Here is a 15,428-nt window from a genome sequence, read left to right as displayed (position 1 = left end):
CTAGACGTTCCTCAGGTTGTAGAAGGCGGCGCGACCGGGGTACTGGGCCACGTCGCCCAGGTCTTCCTCGATGCGCAGCAGCTGGTTGTACTTGGCCATGCGGTCCGAGCGCGAAAGCGAGCCGGTCTTGATCTGGCCCGCGTTGGTGCCCACCGCGATGTCGGCGATGGTGGAGTCTTCGGTCTCGCCGGAGCGGTGCGAGATCACGGCGGTGTAGTTCGCGCGCTTGGCCATCTCGATGGCGGCAAACGTTTCGCTCAGCGTGCCGATCTGGTTGATCTTGATGAGGATCGAGTTGGCGATCTTCTTCTCGATCGCTTCCTTCAGGATCTTCGTGTTGGTGACGAAGATGTCGTCGCCCACCAGCTGCACGCGCTGGCCGAGGCGCTCGGTGATCAGCTTCCAGCCGTCCCAGTCGCCTTCGGCCATGCCGTCCTCGATGCTGATGATCGGGTACTTGCCGACCCAGCTCTCCAGCGTGTCGATCCACTCGGTCGCCCCGAGCTTTTTGCCTTCGGAGGCGGACAGGTCGTACACGCCGTCCTTGTAGAACTCGCTGGAGGCGCAGTCCAGGCCGAGGGCGATCTGCTCGCCCGGGCGGTAGCCGGCCTTCTCGATGGCCTGCAGGATCAGGGAGATCGCCGCCTCGTGGTTCTCCACGTTGGGCGCGAAGCCGCCTTCGTCGCCGACGGCGACGCTCATGCCCTTGTCGTTGAGGATCTTCTTCAGGGCGTGGAACACCTCGGCGCCGTAGCGCAGCGCCTCGCGGAAGCTGGGCGCCCCCACGGGGATGATCATCAGCTCCTGCAGGTCCAGGTTGTTGTTCGCGTGCGCGCCGCCGTTGACGACGTTCATCATCGGCACGGGCAGCAGGCAGCCGTTCATTCCGCCGAAGTAGCGGTACAGGGGCAGCCCGGATTCCTCCGCCGCCGCGCGCGCGACCGCCATCGAGACGGCCAGCGTCGCGTTGGCGCCCAGGCGGCTCTTGTTGTCGGTGCCGTCCAGGTCGATCAGCGTCTTGTCCAGGAAGTTCTGCTCGCTGGCGTCGAGGCCCAGCACGGACTCGGAGATCTCGGTGTTGATGTGCTCCACCGCCTTGAGCACGCCCTTGCCCAGGTAGCGCGCCGGATCGCCGTCGCGCAGCTCGATCGCCTCGCGCGACCCCGTGGACGCGCCCGACGGCACGGCCGCCCGGCCCATGGTGCCGGATTCCAGCAGGACGTCGCACTCCACGGTGGGATTCCCCCGCGAGTCCAGGATCTCGCGGCCGACGATGTCAACGATAGCGCTCATTCTTTGGTCTTCTCAAGTTTCAAAACGACAAACAACCGGACGCAGAGGACGCAGAGGTCACGCAGAGGGCGCAGAAGAAGACCTTCAAGGCTTTCATGACTTCTTTTGCGTCTTCTGCGAATCCTTTGCGTCCTCTGCGTCCGGATGTTGGATTTTCTTCTTCAAGCACCCTCGATCAGCACCATTCGCATGATGGCCGCGCCCTGGCGCGATTGCTTGGCGGCCTGGTACTCGGGGGAGTTGTACCAGGCGAGGGCGGCTTCCTTCGAGGGGAATTCCAGCAGCACGGTGCGGTCCGGCGTCCAGTCGCCTTCCAGCACTTCCACCGCGCCGCCGCGCACGAGCGGCTGCACGCCGGCGGCCTGGAAGGCCTGCGACGACAGCTTCTTGTATTGCTCGTACTGCTGCGGATCGGTGACCTTCACGTTGGCGAGCACGTAGTACTTAGGCAAAGTCGTTCTCCAGGAAACCGTTCTTCTTGGTGACGCGATCGAGCGCGACCAAGGTCTCGAGCAGGGCGCGCATGTGCTTGAGCGGCACGGCGTTGGGGCCGTCCGACAGCGCTTGCGCGGGATTGGGGTGCGTCTCCATGAACACGCCGGCCACGCCCACCGCGATGGCGGCGCGTGAGAGCACCGGCACGAACTCGCGCTGGCCGCCCGAGCTCGTGCCCTGGCCGCCGGGCAACTGCACGGAGTGCGTCGCGTCGAACACCACCGGCGCGCCGGTCTCGCGCATGATCGCCAGCGAGCGCATGTCGCTCACCAGGTTGTTGTAGCCGAAGCTGGCGCCGCGCTCGCAGGCCAGGAAGCTGTCTTCGGGCAGGCCCTTCTCGCGGGCGGCGTCGCGGGCCTTCTGGATGACGTTCTTCATGTCGCCGGGCGCGAGGAACTGGCCCTTCTTGATGTTCACCGGCTTGCCGCTCTGGGCGACGGCGCGGATGAAATCGGTCTGCCGGCACAGGAACGCCGGCGTCTGCAGCACGTCCACCACTTCGGCCACGCGCGGCACTTCGGCCTCGGTGTGCACGTCGGTGAGGATGGGCACCTGCAGCTCGCGCTTGACCTTGGCCAGGATCTCCAGGCCGCGGTCCATGCCGGGGCCGCGGAAGCTCGCGCCCGAGGAGCGATTGGCCTTGTCGTAGCTGCTCTTGAAGATGAACGGGATGCCCAGCGCGGAGGTGATTTCCCTCAGCTGGCCGGCCACGTCCATCTGCAGCTGCTCGGATTCGACGACGCAGGGGCCGGAAATGAGGAAGAAGGGCTGCTGCAGCCCCACTTCGAAACCGCACAGCTTCATCAGGCGACCGCCTTCAGCGGCTTGCCGCTCGCGCTCTTTTGCGCGTTGGCCTGGTGCTCGCAGGCGGCGTGGATGAACGAGTTGAAGAGCGGGTGCCCGTCCCAGGGCGTGGACTTGAACTCGGGGTGGAACTGCACGCCCATGAACCAGGGATGCACGTCCTGCGGCAGTTCGACGATCTCGGTGAGGTGCTCGCGCTGCGTGAGCGCCGAGATCACCAGGCCCGACTTGCGCAGGGTGTCCAGGTACTTCACGTTGGCCTCGTAGCGGTGGCGATGCCGTTCCGTCACCACGTCGCCGTAGATCTTGTGCGCCAGCGTGCCGGGTGCGACGTCGGAGCTCTGCGCGCCCAGGCGCATCGTGCCGCCCAGGTCCGAGGTCTCGGTGCGCGTCTTGATCGTGCCGTCGGCGTCCTGCCATTCGGTGATCAGCGCGATCACCGGATGCGGCGTGTGCGGATCGAACTCGGTGCTGTTGGCGCCCGCGAGGCCGGCGATGTCGCGCGCGTACTCGATGGTGGCGACCTGCATGCCCAGGCAGATGCCCAGGTACGGCACCTTGTGTTCGCGCGCGAAGCGGGCCGCGCCGATCTTGCCTTCGATGCCGCGCTTGCCGAAGCCGCCCGGCACCAGGATGGCGTCGTACTTGGCGAGCTGGCCCACCGTGTCGGGCGTGATCGTCTCGGAATCGACGTAGTCGATCTTCACGTGCACGTGGTTCTTCAGGCCGGCGTGGCGCAGCGCTTCGTTGAGCGACTTGTAGCTGTCCGACAGGTCGACGTACTTGCCGACCATGGCGATGTTGACCTCGCCCTTGGGATGCTCCACCTCGTACACGAGGTCGTCCCAGCGCTTCAGGTTGGCCGGCGGCGTGTTCAGGCGCAGCTTGTCGCAGATCAGGCCGTCCAGGCCCTGCTCGTGCAGCACGCGCGGCACCTTGTAGATGGTGTCCACGTCCGGCATGGAGATCACGCCCCACTTCGGCACGTTGGTGAACAGGCTGATCTTCTCGGCCTCGTCCTCCGGGATGATGCGGTCGGCGCGACACAGCAGCGCGTCGGGCTGGATGCCGATCTCGCGCATCTTCTGCACCGTGTGCTGCGTCGGCTTGGTCTTGAGCTCGCCGGCGGCCTTGATGAAGGGCACGTAGGTGAGGTGGACGAAGGCGGAGTTGTTGGGGCCCAGCTTGAGCGCCATCTGGCGCACGGCTTCCAGGAAGGGCAGCGACTCGATGTCGCCCACGGTGCCGCCGATCTCCACGATGGCGACGTCCACCTCGTTGGGCGTGCCGACGGCAGCGCCGCGGCGCACGAATTCCTGGATCTCGTTGGTGACGTGGGGAATGACCTGCACGGTCTTGCCGAGGTAGTCGCCGCGGCGTTCCTTCTCCAGCACGCTCTTGTAGATCTGGCCCGTCGTGAAGTTGTTGGCCTTGCGCATGCGCGTCGTCACGAAGCGCTCGTAATGGCCGAGGTCCAGGTCGGTTTCCGCGCCGTCGTCGGTCACGAACACCTCGCCATGCTGGAAGGGGGACATCGTGCCCGGATCCACGTTGATGTAGGGATCGAGTTTGATGAGGGTGACTTTGAGGCCCCGCGACTCCAGGATCGCTGCGAGGGAGGCTGAGGCGATTCCCTTGCCGAGGGAGGACACCACACCGCCGGTGACGAAGACGAATTTGGTCATGTCAGGTCGGGAGGTCAGTCCCGGGAGGTGGTAAAGCGAGATTATAGGGAGGTGCCCAAAGCCTGCCGCAGGCCCGGGTGAATGCGGTGCCGAAATACGACGCCTGCCGGGGGGAAGGCAGGCATGCCAGGGAGCACAGCGGAAGAAAAGACCAACGACCGGACGCAGAGGGCGCAGAGGTTTCGCAGAGGACGCAGAAGAATCCTTGAATATTCCTTCGTTCTTTTCTGCGTCCTTTCTTTCCTTTGCGACCTCCGCGTCCGGTAGTCCGTTTTTCCGCTGTTCCCTCCCGGCTCAGTACACTCCCGTCCCATGAACGACCTCGCCGGCAAGCACATCGTCCTGGGCCTCACGGGCGGGATCGCCTGCTACAAGGCGGCGGAGTTGTGCCGCGCGCTGGTGAAGGAGGGCGCCACCGTGCAGGTGGTGATGACCGAGGCGAGCGAGCAGTTCATCACGCCGGTCACCATGCAGGCGCTGTCGAACCGGCCGGTGTTCACCTCGCAGTGGGACCACCGCGAGCCGAACAACATGCCGCACATCAACCTGTCGCGGCAGTCCGATGCGATCCTCATCGCCCCTTGCAGCGCCGACTTCATGGCGAGGCTGGTGCACGGGCGGGCCGACGAATTGCTGTCGCTGATGTGCCTCGCTCGTCCGATCGATCGCGTGCCGCTGCTGATCGCGCCGGCCATGAACCGCGAAATGTGGGCGCACCCCGCCACGCAGCGCAACATGGCGCAGCTCGCGGCCGATGGCGCGACCATCCTCGGTGTCGGCAGCGGCTTCCAGGCCTGCGGCGAGACCGGCGATGGCCGCATGCTGGAGCCGCAGGAACTGCTGGAGGACCTGATCGCCTTCTTCCAGCCCAAGCTGCTGGCCGGCCGCAAGGTCGTCATCACGGCCGGGCCCACGTTCGAGGCGCTCGACCCGATCCGCGGCATCACCAATCACTCGTCGGGCAAGATGGGTTTCGCCATCGCGCGGGCAGCGCGCGAGGCCGGTGCGGACGTCGCGCTCATCGCGGGACCCGTGGGCGTGCCCACGCCGCGCGGGGTGCGCCGCATCGACGTGAAGTCCGGGCGCGACATGCTGGCGGCAACGCAGGCGGAGACGCCGCAGGCCGACATCTTCATCGCCGCCGCGGCGGTGGCGGACTGGCGTCCGGTGAGCGAGTCGGCGCAGAAGATCAAGAAGGACGGCAGCGGCGGCGCGCCCACCGTGTCCTTCACCGAGAACCCCGACATCCTCGCGACGGTCGCGAAGACCGAGCGGGCGAGAAGCCGCGCGCTGTTCTGCGTCGGTTTCGCGGCCGAGAGCCACGACCTCGCGAAGCACGCGCGTGCCAAGCGCGAGCGCAAGGGCATCCCCCTGCTGGTGGGCAACATCGGCCCGCTGACCTTCGGCCAGGACGACAACCAGATGCTGCTGGTCGACGAGCAGGGCGCGACGGAGCTGCCGCGCGCGCCCAAGCTCGCGTGCGCGCGCCAGCTCGTCGCCGAGATCGCCCGCCGCCTGCCCGCCGTCCGCCCCTGAAGAAAGCAATGCAAGTCGACCTCAAGATCCTCGATCCGCGCATGGCGGACCAGCTGCCTGCTTACGCGACGCCCGGCAGCGCCGGCCTGGACCTGCGCGCCTGCATCGATGGCCCGCTCGAGCTCGAACCGAATGCCTGGAAGCTCGTGCCGACCGGCATCGCCGTATGGCTCAGGGATCCGGGCTACGCCGCGATGATCCTGCCGCGCTCGGGCCTGGGCCACAAGCACGGCATCGTGCTGGGCAACCTGGTCGGGCTGATCGACAGCGACTACCAGGGCCAGCTCATGGTCAGCGCCTGGAACCGCAGCGACACCGCCTTCACGCTGCAGCCCATGGAGCGCCTCGCGCAGATGGTGATCGTGCCGGTGGTGCAGGCTTCGTTCCGTGTGGTGGATGAGTTCCCGCCGACCGGCCGCGGCGCGGGTGGCTACGGCTCGACAGGGAAGAGCTGATGCGGCCCGGCGTGGGCCACGGCTGACGACGTGTCCATCGCCTGCCTACAGGAAGCTGCGGGAAAGGCGGTCGTGCGCCGGGCGATCTCCCCGCTTCAATGAGCTGTACAGGGGCCCCCGAAGTGGGATGGCGCCGCTGAACAATCATCGAACCAAGGAGATTTCCATGAACCTCACCCGCTTCAGTTCCGTCGTCGTCGGTGGCATCGCAGCCGCGACGCTCGCTGCGTGCTCGTCCTATGGACCGACCACCCCGTCGTACAGCAACGCCCCCACGTACAACAGCCCGGCCGCGTATCCCGCCGCGGGCACCGAGTACGGCCGCATCGTGAACATCGAGTACATGCCGGTTGGCACCAATGCATCGCCGAACGCGAGCATCCTGGGCGCGGTGGTCGGCGGCGTGGCCGGTGGCCTGCTGGGCAGCACGATCGGTGCGGGCTCCGGCCGGGCGGCCGCGACGGTGCTGGGTGCGGTGGGCGGCGCGGCCGTGGGCCAGCACCTGGCGCGCAACCAGAGCGGCGCGACGACGCAGGCCGGCTACCGGATCACCATGCAGTCGGACCAGGGCGTCATGCGCACGTACGAAGTGCCGGCGACCGGCGACCTGCGCGTGGGCGACCGCGTGCGCGTGGACAACGGTGTGATCTATCGCGCGTAAGGGTCTGCGCCCTTGCCTTGCGAAACGCCCGGCTTGCCGGGCGTTTTTTCGTCCGGGCGACGCCACCCGGCGCGCAGCGGCCTCACTCGCCGATGCGGAAGAAGCCGGTGCCCAGCGTGCCGTTGCCGATCTCTTCCTCGGTCGCCTCGCGCACGCCCTCGACCTTCAGGTGCAGGCGCAGCGCGATGCCGGCGAGCGGGTGGTTGCCATCCAGCACCACGTGTTCCGGATAGATCTCCGTCACGGTGTAGAGCAGGTCGCGCGGCGCGTCCTGGCTGGTCGTGCCCGCGGGCAGGCCCTCGAACGTCATGCCTTCTTCCAGTTCGGTGGGGAAGGCCGAGCGCGGCTCCAGGAACACCCGCTCTTCGTCGTAGTCGCCGAAGGCGTCCTCGGGCTCCAGGTGCAGGTCCACCTGGTCGCCCGGCTCGTGGCCTTGCAAGGCCTCCTCGATCCGGGCGAGCAGGTCGCGGCCGCCCACGAGGAACTCCACCGGCTCCTCCAGGCGATCGAGTTCCTCGCCCAGGGTGTCCTTCAGGGTCCAGGTCAGCGCGACCACGCAGTGGGGTGTGATTTCCATAGGAGAATTGTCGCAGCTCACTCCTGCGCATGGACATCGACCAAGCTACGCCCCTGCTGGGCGGCCTCACGCCCGCCCGCTTCATGAAACGCCATTGGCAGAAGAAGCCGTTGCTGGTGCGCCAGGCGCTGCCCGGCTTCCAGCCCGTGCTCGGCGTGCGCGAGCTGTTCGCGCTGGCCGGGCAGGAAGACGTCGAGTCGCGGCTGGTGCAGCGCGACCGCGGCGCCTGGCGCCTGCAGCGCGGACCGTTCGCGCCGCGCGCGCTGCCCTCCACGCGCCGTGCGGACTGGACGCTGCTGGTGCAGGGCGTGGACCTGCACGTGCCCGCCGCGCACGCGCTGCTGCATGCGTTCTCGTTCCTGCCCGCGGCGCGTCTGGACGACCTGATGATCAGCTACGCCACCGACGGCGGCGGGGTCGGGGCGCACTTCGACAGCTACGACGTGTTCCTGCTGCAGGCGCAGGGCCGGCGACGCTGGCGCATCGGCCGCCAGCAGGACCTCTCGCTGCAGCCGGACGTGCCGCTGAAGATCCTGGCGAACTTCGCGCCGGAGCAGGAATTCGTGCTCGAGCCCGGCGACATGCTCTACCTGCCGCCGCGCTACGCCCACGACGGCATCGCCGAAGGCGAGTGCCAGACCTACTCGATCGGCTTTCGCGCGCCCGCGCAGGCCGAGCTCGCGCGCGAGCTCTTGCAGCGCATCGCCGACGCCGCCGCGGAAGGCGAGGGCGAGCCGCGCCTGTACCGCGATGCTGCCCAGGAGGCGACCGGCAGTCCCGGCGCCGTGCCGGATGCGATGGCCGACTTCGCGCGCGATGCGGTCGCAACCGCCTTGAAGGATCCCCTCGCGGTGGAGCGCGCGCTCGGCGAATACCTCACCGAGCCCAAGTCCAACGTGTGGTTCGAGGCGGCCCGCGTGCCGAAGCGCCTGCGCTCGGTCGTGCTCGATGCGCGCACGCGCATGCTGCATGACCGCCGCCACGTCTTCATCAACGGCGAGGCGTGGCGCGCGGCCGGCCGCGACGCCGCGCTGATGCGCGAACTGGCCGATCGCCGCAGCCTCGATGCGAAGGCGCTGCAAGGCGCCAGCGATGGTGCGCTGGACCTGCTGCGGTCCTGGTGCGAGGCCGGCTGGCTGCACGCGAATGGAGGTGCGACATGAGCGAAGCTGCGCAGGCGCTGCCCGACGGCCGCTTCCAGGGACGCGAGGAGTTCCGGCAACTGGTGCGCGACGCGCTCGCGGCAGCGGCGCGGGAAGGCTGGCGCGAGCTGATCCTGAGCGACGGGAGTTTCGAGGACTGGCCGCTGGGCGAACGATCGGTGATCGACGCGCTGCAGGCCTGGTCGCAGGCCGGCCGGCGCATGGTGCTGCTCGCACGCCGCTACGACACCGTGCTGCGCGAGCACGCGCGCTTCGTGCAATGGCGTGCGCGCTGGTCCCACATCGTCGAGGCGCGAGCCTGCCCCGCCGCGGACCCGCTCGACCTGCCGAGCGCGATCTGGACGCCCCAGTGGGTGCTGGAGCGGCGCGAGCCCGAGCGTTCCATCGGCTATTGCGGCAGCGAGCCGGAGCGGCGCGTGGCGCTGCGCGAGGCGTTGCAGGAGTGGCTGCAGAAGTCCACGCCTTCCTTCCCCGCAACCACCCTCGGGTTGTAGGAGAAGTTCCCGACCTACTGGTAATCCCCAGTCAAGATTTCATTAAGGCTATAATATTTGGCTGAGCTGGAAAGGGCTCGAGCCTCTCCACTCGGTCCCTGCGGCGACGAACCGCCAGGACGCATATTCCGGAATTGCTTGTCCCATCCCTAGAAGGAAACCTGAAATGAAAAAATCACTCGTTCTGGCCACGCTGATCGCCGCCGCTGCCCTCGCCGCTTGCGGCAAGAAGGAAGAGCCGGCTCCTGCTCCCGCCCCGGCCCCGGCTGCTGCCCCCGCCCCGGCTCCCGCTGCCGACACCTCTGCTGGCGCCGCTTCCGCGTCCGCCGGTGCCGCTTCCGAGGCCGCTGCTGCCGCTTCCGGCTCTGCCGCTGCTGCTTCGGGCGCCGCGTCCAAGTAAGCCTTCCCCGGCTTGCACGAAGAGCCGCCTGCGGGCGGCTTTTTCACGTGCGCTGCGGCCACGCGTTGAAGCTCAGGCGATGAGCCAGCCGCTGCCGCTGCGCCCGTCTGCGACGTGGATCTCCGCGGCAGAGCCCACCGCGTGGTCCAGCGCGGCGCACGCCAGCTCGGGCGTGTTGTTCTGCTCGCTCAGGTGCGCGGCCACAATGCGCCGCAGCCGACCACCGATGACGAGCGACTGCGCGAGCGCTGCGGCGGCGGTGTTGGCGAGGTGTCCCCAGCCGCCGCCGACGCGCCGCTTCAGGAACGGCGGATAGGGTCCGTCACGCAGCATGTCCTCGTCGTGGTTGCACTCCAGCAGCAGCGTCGCGCAGTCGGCCAGCTGCTCCTGCACATGGGCGCTCACATGGCCGAGGTCGGTGAGCAGCCCCAGCCGCACTGCTCCGTCCGTGCAGGTGAGCTGCAGCGGCTCGCGGGCATCGTGCGGCACCGTGAAGGGCCGCACCTGCAGCGCCCCGACCGAGAACTCATGCCCGTCGGCGACCACCCGCAGCAGCCCGTTCAGCTCCGGCTGGCCGAGTGCTGCGTACGTGCCTTCGCTCATGTAGACCGGCAGGCGTTCGCGCGCGGACAGGCGCAGTGCGCAGCCGATGTGGTCCGCGTGCTCGTGCGTGATGAAGATGGCGTCGACCTGGTCGGCCAGCATGCCGGCCGCGGCCAGGCGCTTGTCCAGCTCGCGAATGCCGAGGCCGCAGTCGACCAGCAGGTGGTGCAGGGCGCTGCCGTCGCGCGCCTGGATGACGGTGGCATTGCCGGTGCTGCCACTGCCGAGGGATTTGAAACGGATCACCGGCTGGAGGGCAAGGGACGCGGCCAGTGCGAGACAGGCCGCGTCGTGGACTTACTTGAGGTCGTCCGCGATGACCTGGACGATGCGCTGCGCGTTGTCCGATGCCTCGGGCGCTCCATTGGCATTGAGCACCGACACGGTCGTGGTCTGGCCCTCGGTCTTGAGGTTGATGCGGTACTTGAGCGGCTGCTCGGTGGGCCCGCTGCGGCTGAACAGCTTGCCGAAGAAGCCGGGCTCCTTCTTGTCGGCGTTCGGCGGCACGTAGCGCACGAAGTAGGTCCCCTGGCTGCGGTCGCGGTCTTCCACCGTGAAGCCGGTGCGGTCCAGGGCCAGGCCCACCCGGCGCCAGGCGCGGTCGAAGCCTTCGTCGATCACGACGACGGGATGGTGGTCGACGGAAGCGACGCGCGAGGTCGGCTTGTCGGGAGCCACGTTGGCCGCGTCGGCGGCCTGCGTGGCCGGCGCGCCCAGCTTCACCATCAGGCGGCGCAGGAATTCGGCTTCCAGCTCCGGGTCCGAGGGGCGCGGCTGCCAGACGGTCTGGTCCTTCTGCGTGTTGCTGTACACCTCCTGCATGCCGCGGTGGCTGATGTAGATCTCGGTGCCGCCATTGGGCGAGCGTTCCAGCCGCGTGCGGAACTTGTCGCGCTCGGAGGTGGAGTAGAGCGAGTCGAACACCTTGCCGATGGTGCTGCGGATGATGTCCTGCGGGATCTTCGCGCGGTTCTCGGCCCAGTCGGTTTCCATGATGCCGAGGTTGGGCTGGTCGAGTTCGAGCAGGAAACCGTTCTCCTGCCAGAAGTCGCGGACGGGGCCCCACAGCTGGTCGGCCGGACGGTTCACCACCAGCCAGCGCTGGTTGCCCGCGCGCTCGATGCGCACGTCACCCACCGCCGTGGCGGCGGTCGGCAGCGTCGGAACGGATTGGCCCAGGCTGTAGCTGTTGGCGGAGACCGGGCCGCCGGGCACCACGTAGCGCGACTCGCGATTGAGCTGCGTCAGGTCGGGCGGCACCTCCAGCGAGGGCCCCTTCTGCGCGCTCTTGTAGTCGATCTTGTCGCCTTCCAGCATCGAACAACCGGCGAGCGCAACGACCACGGCCAGCAGGCCACACTTCACGGACAACCTCATCGAATTCCTCTCGCTTGTAGCGGCCGCTCAGGAGAGCAGGCCCGCGGCGCGCAATGCGCCTTCCACCACCGCTTCGTTGGCTTGCGCCAGCGGCGTCATCGGCAGGCGCAGCGCGCCGCCCATCAATCCCATGCGTGCCATCGCCCACTTCACGGGGATCGGGTTGGCTTCCACGAACAGGTGCTTGTGCAGCGGCAGCAGCCGCATCTGGATCTCCATCGCGCGCTTCGCATCGCCCGCGATCGCGGCCATGCACAGCTCGTGCATCGCGCGCGGCGCGACGTTCGCCGTCACGCTGACGTTGCCCTGGCCGCCGCACAGCATCAAGGCCACGGCGGTCGGGTCGTCGCCGGAGTAGATCGCGAAGCCCTTGGGGGCCTCGCGGATCAGCCACTGCGCGCGCTCGATGTTCGCGGTCGCTTCCTTGATGCCGACGATGCCGGGCACCTGCGCCAGGCGCAGCACGGTCTCGTGCTGCAGGTCGGCCACCGTGCGGCCGGGGACGTTGTAAAGCACCATGGGCAGGTCGCCGGTCTCCTCGGCGATCGCCTTGAAGTGCCGGTACTGCCCTTCCTGCGTGGGCTTGTTGTAGTAGGGGACGACCTGCAGCTGGCAGTCGGCGCCGACCTTCTGGGCGTACTTCGCCAGCGCGATGGCTTCGAGCGTGGAGTTGGCGCCGCAGCCGGCCATGATCGGCACGCGGCCGCGCGCCTGCTCCACGGAGACGCGGATGATCTCCTGGTGCTCTTCGACGTCGACGGTGGGCGATTCGCCCGTGGTGCCGACCACGCCGATGCAGTCCGTGCCTTCCTGGATGTGCCAGTCCACGAGCTTGCGCAGCGCGGGGTAATCGACGCTGCCGTCCTCGTGCATCGGCGTCACGAGCGCAACGATGCTGCCAGTAATCGGTGTCATGTGTCTTTCCCGGGAATAGGCGATTCTAACTAGAGCGCGTAACGCGCCTGCCGGGCACCGGCCGGCTCGCGCACCGCGGCGATGCGCTGCACGAACCGGGGCGGGGGGTCGAGGAAGCCGTCTTCATAGGCGATCACCCTCAGAGTCGCGCAGGCCTGCAGGAGTTCTCCGTGCTTCAGCAGGAAATCAGGCCGCGAGGGTTTGCCGACCGTCTCGTTGCCTTCGGCGAAAGTCTCGTACAGCAGGAGGCCGCCCGGCGCGAGCGCGTCGAGGATGTGCGGCAGGAGCGGCCGCCAGAGATAGTTGGTGACGACGACCGCGTCGAACTGCCGGCCGGCCAGCGGCCACGGCCCGTTCTCGATGTCGGCCTGCAGCGTCTCGCCCACGCCTTGCAGCGTCGCGAGCGCATCGCCGTCGCGGTCCACGCCGAGCACCGGGTGGCCGCGCGCCGCGAACCAGCGCAGGTGCCGCCCGCGCCCGCAGGCGAGGTCCAGCACGCTGCCGCCGGCGCGCACCAGCGGGCCGAACCGGACGATCCAGGACGAGGGGGCTTCACTTCCGTGCATGGGTTTGTCTTTCTCCCTCCCTTCCGGGGGAGGGCCGGGGTGGGGGCTAGTGCGGCCGCACCTCTTCCTTCAAGGCCTTCAGCGCCATGTCCTCCACGATCCCCGGTGCGAACAGCTTGATGAAGCGGCCCACCTTGCCCTTGGCGGTCATGACCACCTCGCGCTGGCGGTGCTCCATGCCGTCCACGATCAGCCGCGCGCATTCCTCGACGGACATCATGTCGTCTTCCTTCAAGCCGCTGGCGCCGGCGGGTTGCCCGTTCGCGGCGTAGCCCCGGTAGCGGATGCGCGTGTCGACCGCGCCGGGATAGGCGATGGTCACGCTGACGCCCGCGGGCTTGAGCTCCGCGCGCAGCGCCTCGAAGAAGCCGGTCATGGCGAACTTGGTCGCGCTGTACGCCGTGCGGCCAGGCACGCCGATGAGGCCCGCGAGCGAGCCCACCGCGACGATGCGCCCGCGTGCCTGCTTCAGGTGGGGCAGGGCTTCATGCGTGCACCACACCGAGCCCCACAGGTTCACCTGCATCAGGTCCATGTACCAGTGCAGGTCCTGCGCCTTGACGTCGGCGAAGTTGGCCTGGGCCGAGATGCCGGCGTTGTTCACCAGCGCGTCGATGCGGCCAAAGCGCTGGACCGCTTGCGCGACGAGGCCGCGGCACTGCGCTTCGACGGCCATGTCCATGGCGACCGTGAGCACCTCGCTGCCCAGCGCGCGGCATTGCGCTGCGACCGCATCGAGCTTCTCCTGGCTGCGGCCCGCCAGCACGAGGGCCAGGCCCGCCTTGTGGCGCGCCGCGAGCTGGCACGCCATTTCCGCGCCGATGCCGTCGGAGCCGCCGGTGATGAGGATGACGTTCATGGGCGCGAACTTTAGTGGAACGGCGGCCCGCGTCGCCGTCCGGTGGTCAGCGGAAGCACGCCCAGATCATGTCGCCCAGGGCGACCATCATCTGCGGGCGCGTGTAGAGCGCGAACACGCCGGCCAGCGCCGCCGCGACCGCGGTCCACACGGCGAGCTTTCCCGCGCGTCCCATGTCAGGCGGCCTGCGGCGCGGGGCCGCGTGCGATCGGCGCTTCGCGCACCGGCAGGTTCACGAGCGCGGCGAACACGCCGAGCGCGATCGACAGGTACCAGACGATGTCGTAGCTGCCGGTGCGGTCATAGAGAAGGCCGCCCAGCCACACGCCCAGGAAGGAGCCGATCTGGTGGCTGAAGAACGCGAAGCCGCCCAGCATCGACAGGTGCGCCACGCCGAAGATCTGCGCGATCGTGGCGTTGGTGGCCGGCACCGTGGAGAGCCACAGGAAGCCCATCACGCAGGCGAACAGGTACACCGAGGTGGGCGAGATCGGCGCCCACAGGAAGGCCGCGATCGCGAGCGCGCGTCCGAAGTAGATCGCGGCGAGGATCTTGCGCTTGGCCAGCCGCTGGCCCAGCGTGCCCGCGATGTAGGTGCCGAACACGTTGAACAGCCCGATCAGGGCCAGCGCGTAGCTCGCGACCTGCGGCGACAGGCCCTTGTCCTTCAGGTAGCTGGGCATGTGCACTCCGATGAACACCACCTGGAAGCCGCACACGAAGTAGCCCGCCATCAACAGCTGGAAGCTCGGGTAGCGGAACGCCTCGGCCAGCGCGGCGAGGATGGACTGCTCGCGCGCGGCGGGCACTGCGCCGCCGCGGAAGTCGGGCTCGCGCAATCCGAAGGCGAGCGGCACGACCAGCAGCACGGAAACGGCCAGCACCAGCAGCGCCTGTTGCCAGCCCAGGCCGGAGATCAGCAAGCCTTCCACCGGGACCATCAGGAACTGCCCGAAGGAGCCTGCCGCCGCGGCGACGCCCATGGCCCACGAGCGCCGGGCCGGATCGATCTGGCGGCCGATGATCCCGTACACCACGGCATACGTGGTGCCCGCCTGGGCGGCGCCGATCATCACGCCCGCCGTGAGCGAAAAGGACAGCGCCGTGGGCGACAGCGCCATGCCGGCGAGTCCCAGCGCATAGAGCACGCAGCCGGCGACCAGCACCTTGAAGGCGCCGAAGCGGTCGGCCAGCATGCCGGCGAAGACGCCGATGACGCCCCACGCGAGGTTCTGGATCGCGATGGCGAAGGCGAAGGTTTCGCGCGTCCAGTGCTGCGCCTGCGTGATCGGCTGCAGCCACAGTCCGAAGCCGTGCCGGATGCCCATGGAGAGGGTGACGATGAGGGCGCCGCAGGTCAGCACCTGCACCATCGAAAGCTTGCGGTCCGCGTTCTGCATCGCGGCAATGTAGCGGGAAGGCCTCATCCGGGCTTGCCCGGGCCCTGACAACCCCGATGAAATGTGCGGTTGGGATTGATGGTCGCCGCGCATGAATGTAGGCTTCGCTGGATGTTCATCCAGTGACGTCCGTCCTGCCGACTAG

General features: G+C 68.3%; 17 protein-coding genes. 5 read left to right on the top strand and 12 right to left on the bottom strand.

The window, feature by feature from the left end; genetic code table 11:
- The 4 genes from eno to JJB11_RS19855 form a co-directional block, all read right to left on the bottom strand.
- Complete coding sequence (gene eno / locus JJB11_RS19870; protein WP_201175516.1) at positions 1 to 1,293, bottom strand: phosphopyruvate hydratase; 1,293 nt, start codon at positions 1,291 to 1,293, stop codon at positions 1 to 3.
- 161 nt (positions 1,294 to 1,454) lie between these two features.
- Positions 1,455 to 1,745: a DUF1330 domain-containing protein gene (locus JJB11_RS19865; RefSeq protein WP_201175515.1), complete on the bottom strand. Its 291-nt coding sequence runs from the start codon at positions 1,743 to 1,745 to the stop codon at positions 1,455 to 1,457.
- Positions 1,738 to 2,592, bottom strand: a complete 855-nt coding sequence (kdsA, locus tag JJB11_RS19860; protein ID WP_201175513.1) for a 3-deoxy-8-phosphooctulonate synthase — start codon at positions 2,590 to 2,592, stop codon at positions 1,738 to 1,740. Before kdsA ends, JJB11_RS19865 begins: the two co-directional genes overlap by 8 nt.
- Complete coding sequence (locus tag JJB11_RS19855; protein ID WP_201175505.1) at positions 2,592 to 4,277, bottom strand: CTP synthase; 1,686 nt, start codon at positions 4,275 to 4,277, stop codon at positions 2,592 to 2,594. The genes kdsA and JJB11_RS19855 overlap by 1 nt, the downstream gene beginning before the upstream one ends.
- A 312-nt stretch (positions 4,278 to 4,589) precedes the next feature.
- Between JJB11_RS19855 and coaBC the strand changes: the two genes are divergently transcribed.
- From coaBC to JJB11_RS19840, 3 genes are all read left to right on the top strand, one after another.
- Positions 4,590 to 5,813, top strand: coding sequence for a bifunctional phosphopantothenoylcysteine decarboxylase/phosphopantothenate--cysteine ligase CoaBC (gene coaBC / locus JJB11_RS19850; RefSeq protein WP_201175503.1), 1,224 nt, complete (start codon positions 4,590 to 4,592; stop codon positions 5,811 to 5,813).
- An 8-nt stretch (positions 5,814 to 5,821) separates the two neighbouring features.
- Positions 5,822 to 6,268, top strand: a complete 447-nt coding sequence (gene dut / locus JJB11_RS19845) for a dUTP diphosphatase (protein WP_201175501.1) — start codon at positions 5,822 to 5,824, stop codon at positions 6,266 to 6,268.
- 166 nt (positions 6,269 to 6,434) lie between these two features.
- Positions 6,435 to 6,929 carry an outer membrane lipoprotein gene (locus tag JJB11_RS19840; RefSeq protein WP_201175499.1) on the top strand — a complete coding sequence of 165 codons (495 nt, stop codon included), beginning with the start codon at positions 6,435 to 6,437 and terminating at the stop codon, positions 6,927 to 6,929.
- An 82-nt stretch (positions 6,930 to 7,011) separates the two neighbouring features.
- On the opposite strand, the gene JJB11_RS19835 is transcribed toward JJB11_RS19840, so the two are convergent.
- Entirely contained in the window at positions 7,012 to 7,506 is a 495-nt protein-coding gene (locus JJB11_RS19835; RefSeq protein ID WP_201175497.1) for an FKBP-type peptidyl-prolyl cis-trans isomerase, read from the bottom strand.
- A 29-nt stretch (positions 7,507 to 7,535) separates the two neighbouring features.
- On the opposite strand from JJB11_RS19835, the gene JJB11_RS19830 reads away from it, so the two are divergent.
- Positions 7,536 to 8,669, top strand: a complete 1,134-nt coding sequence (locus JJB11_RS19830) for a cupin domain-containing protein (RefSeq protein WP_201175494.1) — start codon at positions 7,536 to 7,538, stop codon at positions 8,667 to 8,669.
- Positions 8,666 to 9,163: a hypothetical protein gene (locus tag JJB11_RS19825; protein WP_201175492.1), complete on the top strand. Its 498-nt coding sequence runs from the start codon at positions 8,666 to 8,668 to the stop codon at positions 9,161 to 9,163. The genes JJB11_RS19830 and JJB11_RS19825 overlap by 4 nt, the downstream gene beginning before the upstream one ends.
- Positions 9,164 to 9,635: 472 nt before the next feature.
- Here the strand turns inward: JJB11_RS19825 and JJB11_RS19820 are convergent, their stop codons facing one another.
- Genes JJB11_RS19820 through JJB11_RS19795 form a run of 7 tightly spaced genes read right to left on the bottom strand, consistent with a single transcriptional unit; the run spans position 9,636 to position 15,283 of the window.
- On the bottom strand, positions 9,636 to 10,412 hold the full coding sequence (locus tag JJB11_RS19820; protein WP_201175489.1) for an MBL fold metallo-hydrolase: 777 nt from the start codon (positions 10,410 to 10,412) through the stop codon (positions 9,636 to 9,638).
- A 51-nt stretch (positions 10,413 to 10,463) separates the two neighbouring features.
- The gene (gene bamC / locus JJB11_RS19815) at positions 10,464 to 11,543 is read right to left on the bottom strand and encodes an outer membrane protein assembly factor BamC (RefSeq protein ID WP_201175487.1); all 1,080 of its coding nucleotides are present in this window, start codon (positions 11,541 to 11,543) and stop codon (positions 10,464 to 10,466) included.
- 27 nt (positions 11,544 to 11,570) lie between these two features.
- A complete protein-coding gene (dapA, locus tag JJB11_RS19810) occupies positions 11,571 to 12,458 on the bottom strand; it encodes a 4-hydroxy-tetrahydrodipicolinate synthase (protein WP_201175485.1) in 888 nt (295 codons plus the stop codon).
- A 29-nt stretch (positions 12,459 to 12,487) separates the two neighbouring features.
- Complete coding sequence (locus JJB11_RS19805) at positions 12,488 to 13,024, bottom strand: class I SAM-dependent methyltransferase (protein WP_201175483.1); 537 nt, start codon at positions 13,022 to 13,024, stop codon at positions 12,488 to 12,490.
- Positions 13,025 to 13,070: 46 nt separating this feature from the next.
- A complete protein-coding gene (locus JJB11_RS19800; protein ID WP_201175481.1) occupies positions 13,071 to 13,883 on the bottom strand; it encodes an SDR family oxidoreductase in 813 nt (270 codons plus the stop codon).
- A 46-nt stretch (positions 13,884 to 13,929) separates the two neighbouring features.
- Positions 13,930 to 14,058, bottom strand: a complete 129-nt coding sequence (locus JJB11_RS26435; RefSeq protein ID WP_277988858.1) for a hypothetical protein — start codon at positions 14,056 to 14,058, stop codon at positions 13,930 to 13,932.
- Position 14,059: 1 nt separating this feature from the next.
- Entirely contained in the window at positions 14,060 to 15,283 is a 1,224-nt protein-coding gene (locus JJB11_RS19795) for an MFS transporter (RefSeq protein WP_201175479.1), read from the bottom strand.
- Positions 15,284 to 15,428 lie beyond the last annotated feature (145 nt).

The sequence above is a fragment of the Ramlibacter ginsenosidimutans genome, assembly GCF_016654015.1.
Taxonomy (GTDB): domain Bacteria; phylum Pseudomonadota; class Gammaproteobacteria; order Burkholderiales; family Burkholderiaceae_C; genus Ramlibacter; species Ramlibacter ginsenosidimutans.
Note: the sequence above shows the minus strand (reverse complement) of the source record. Positions and strands in the feature narration are given on the sequence as shown.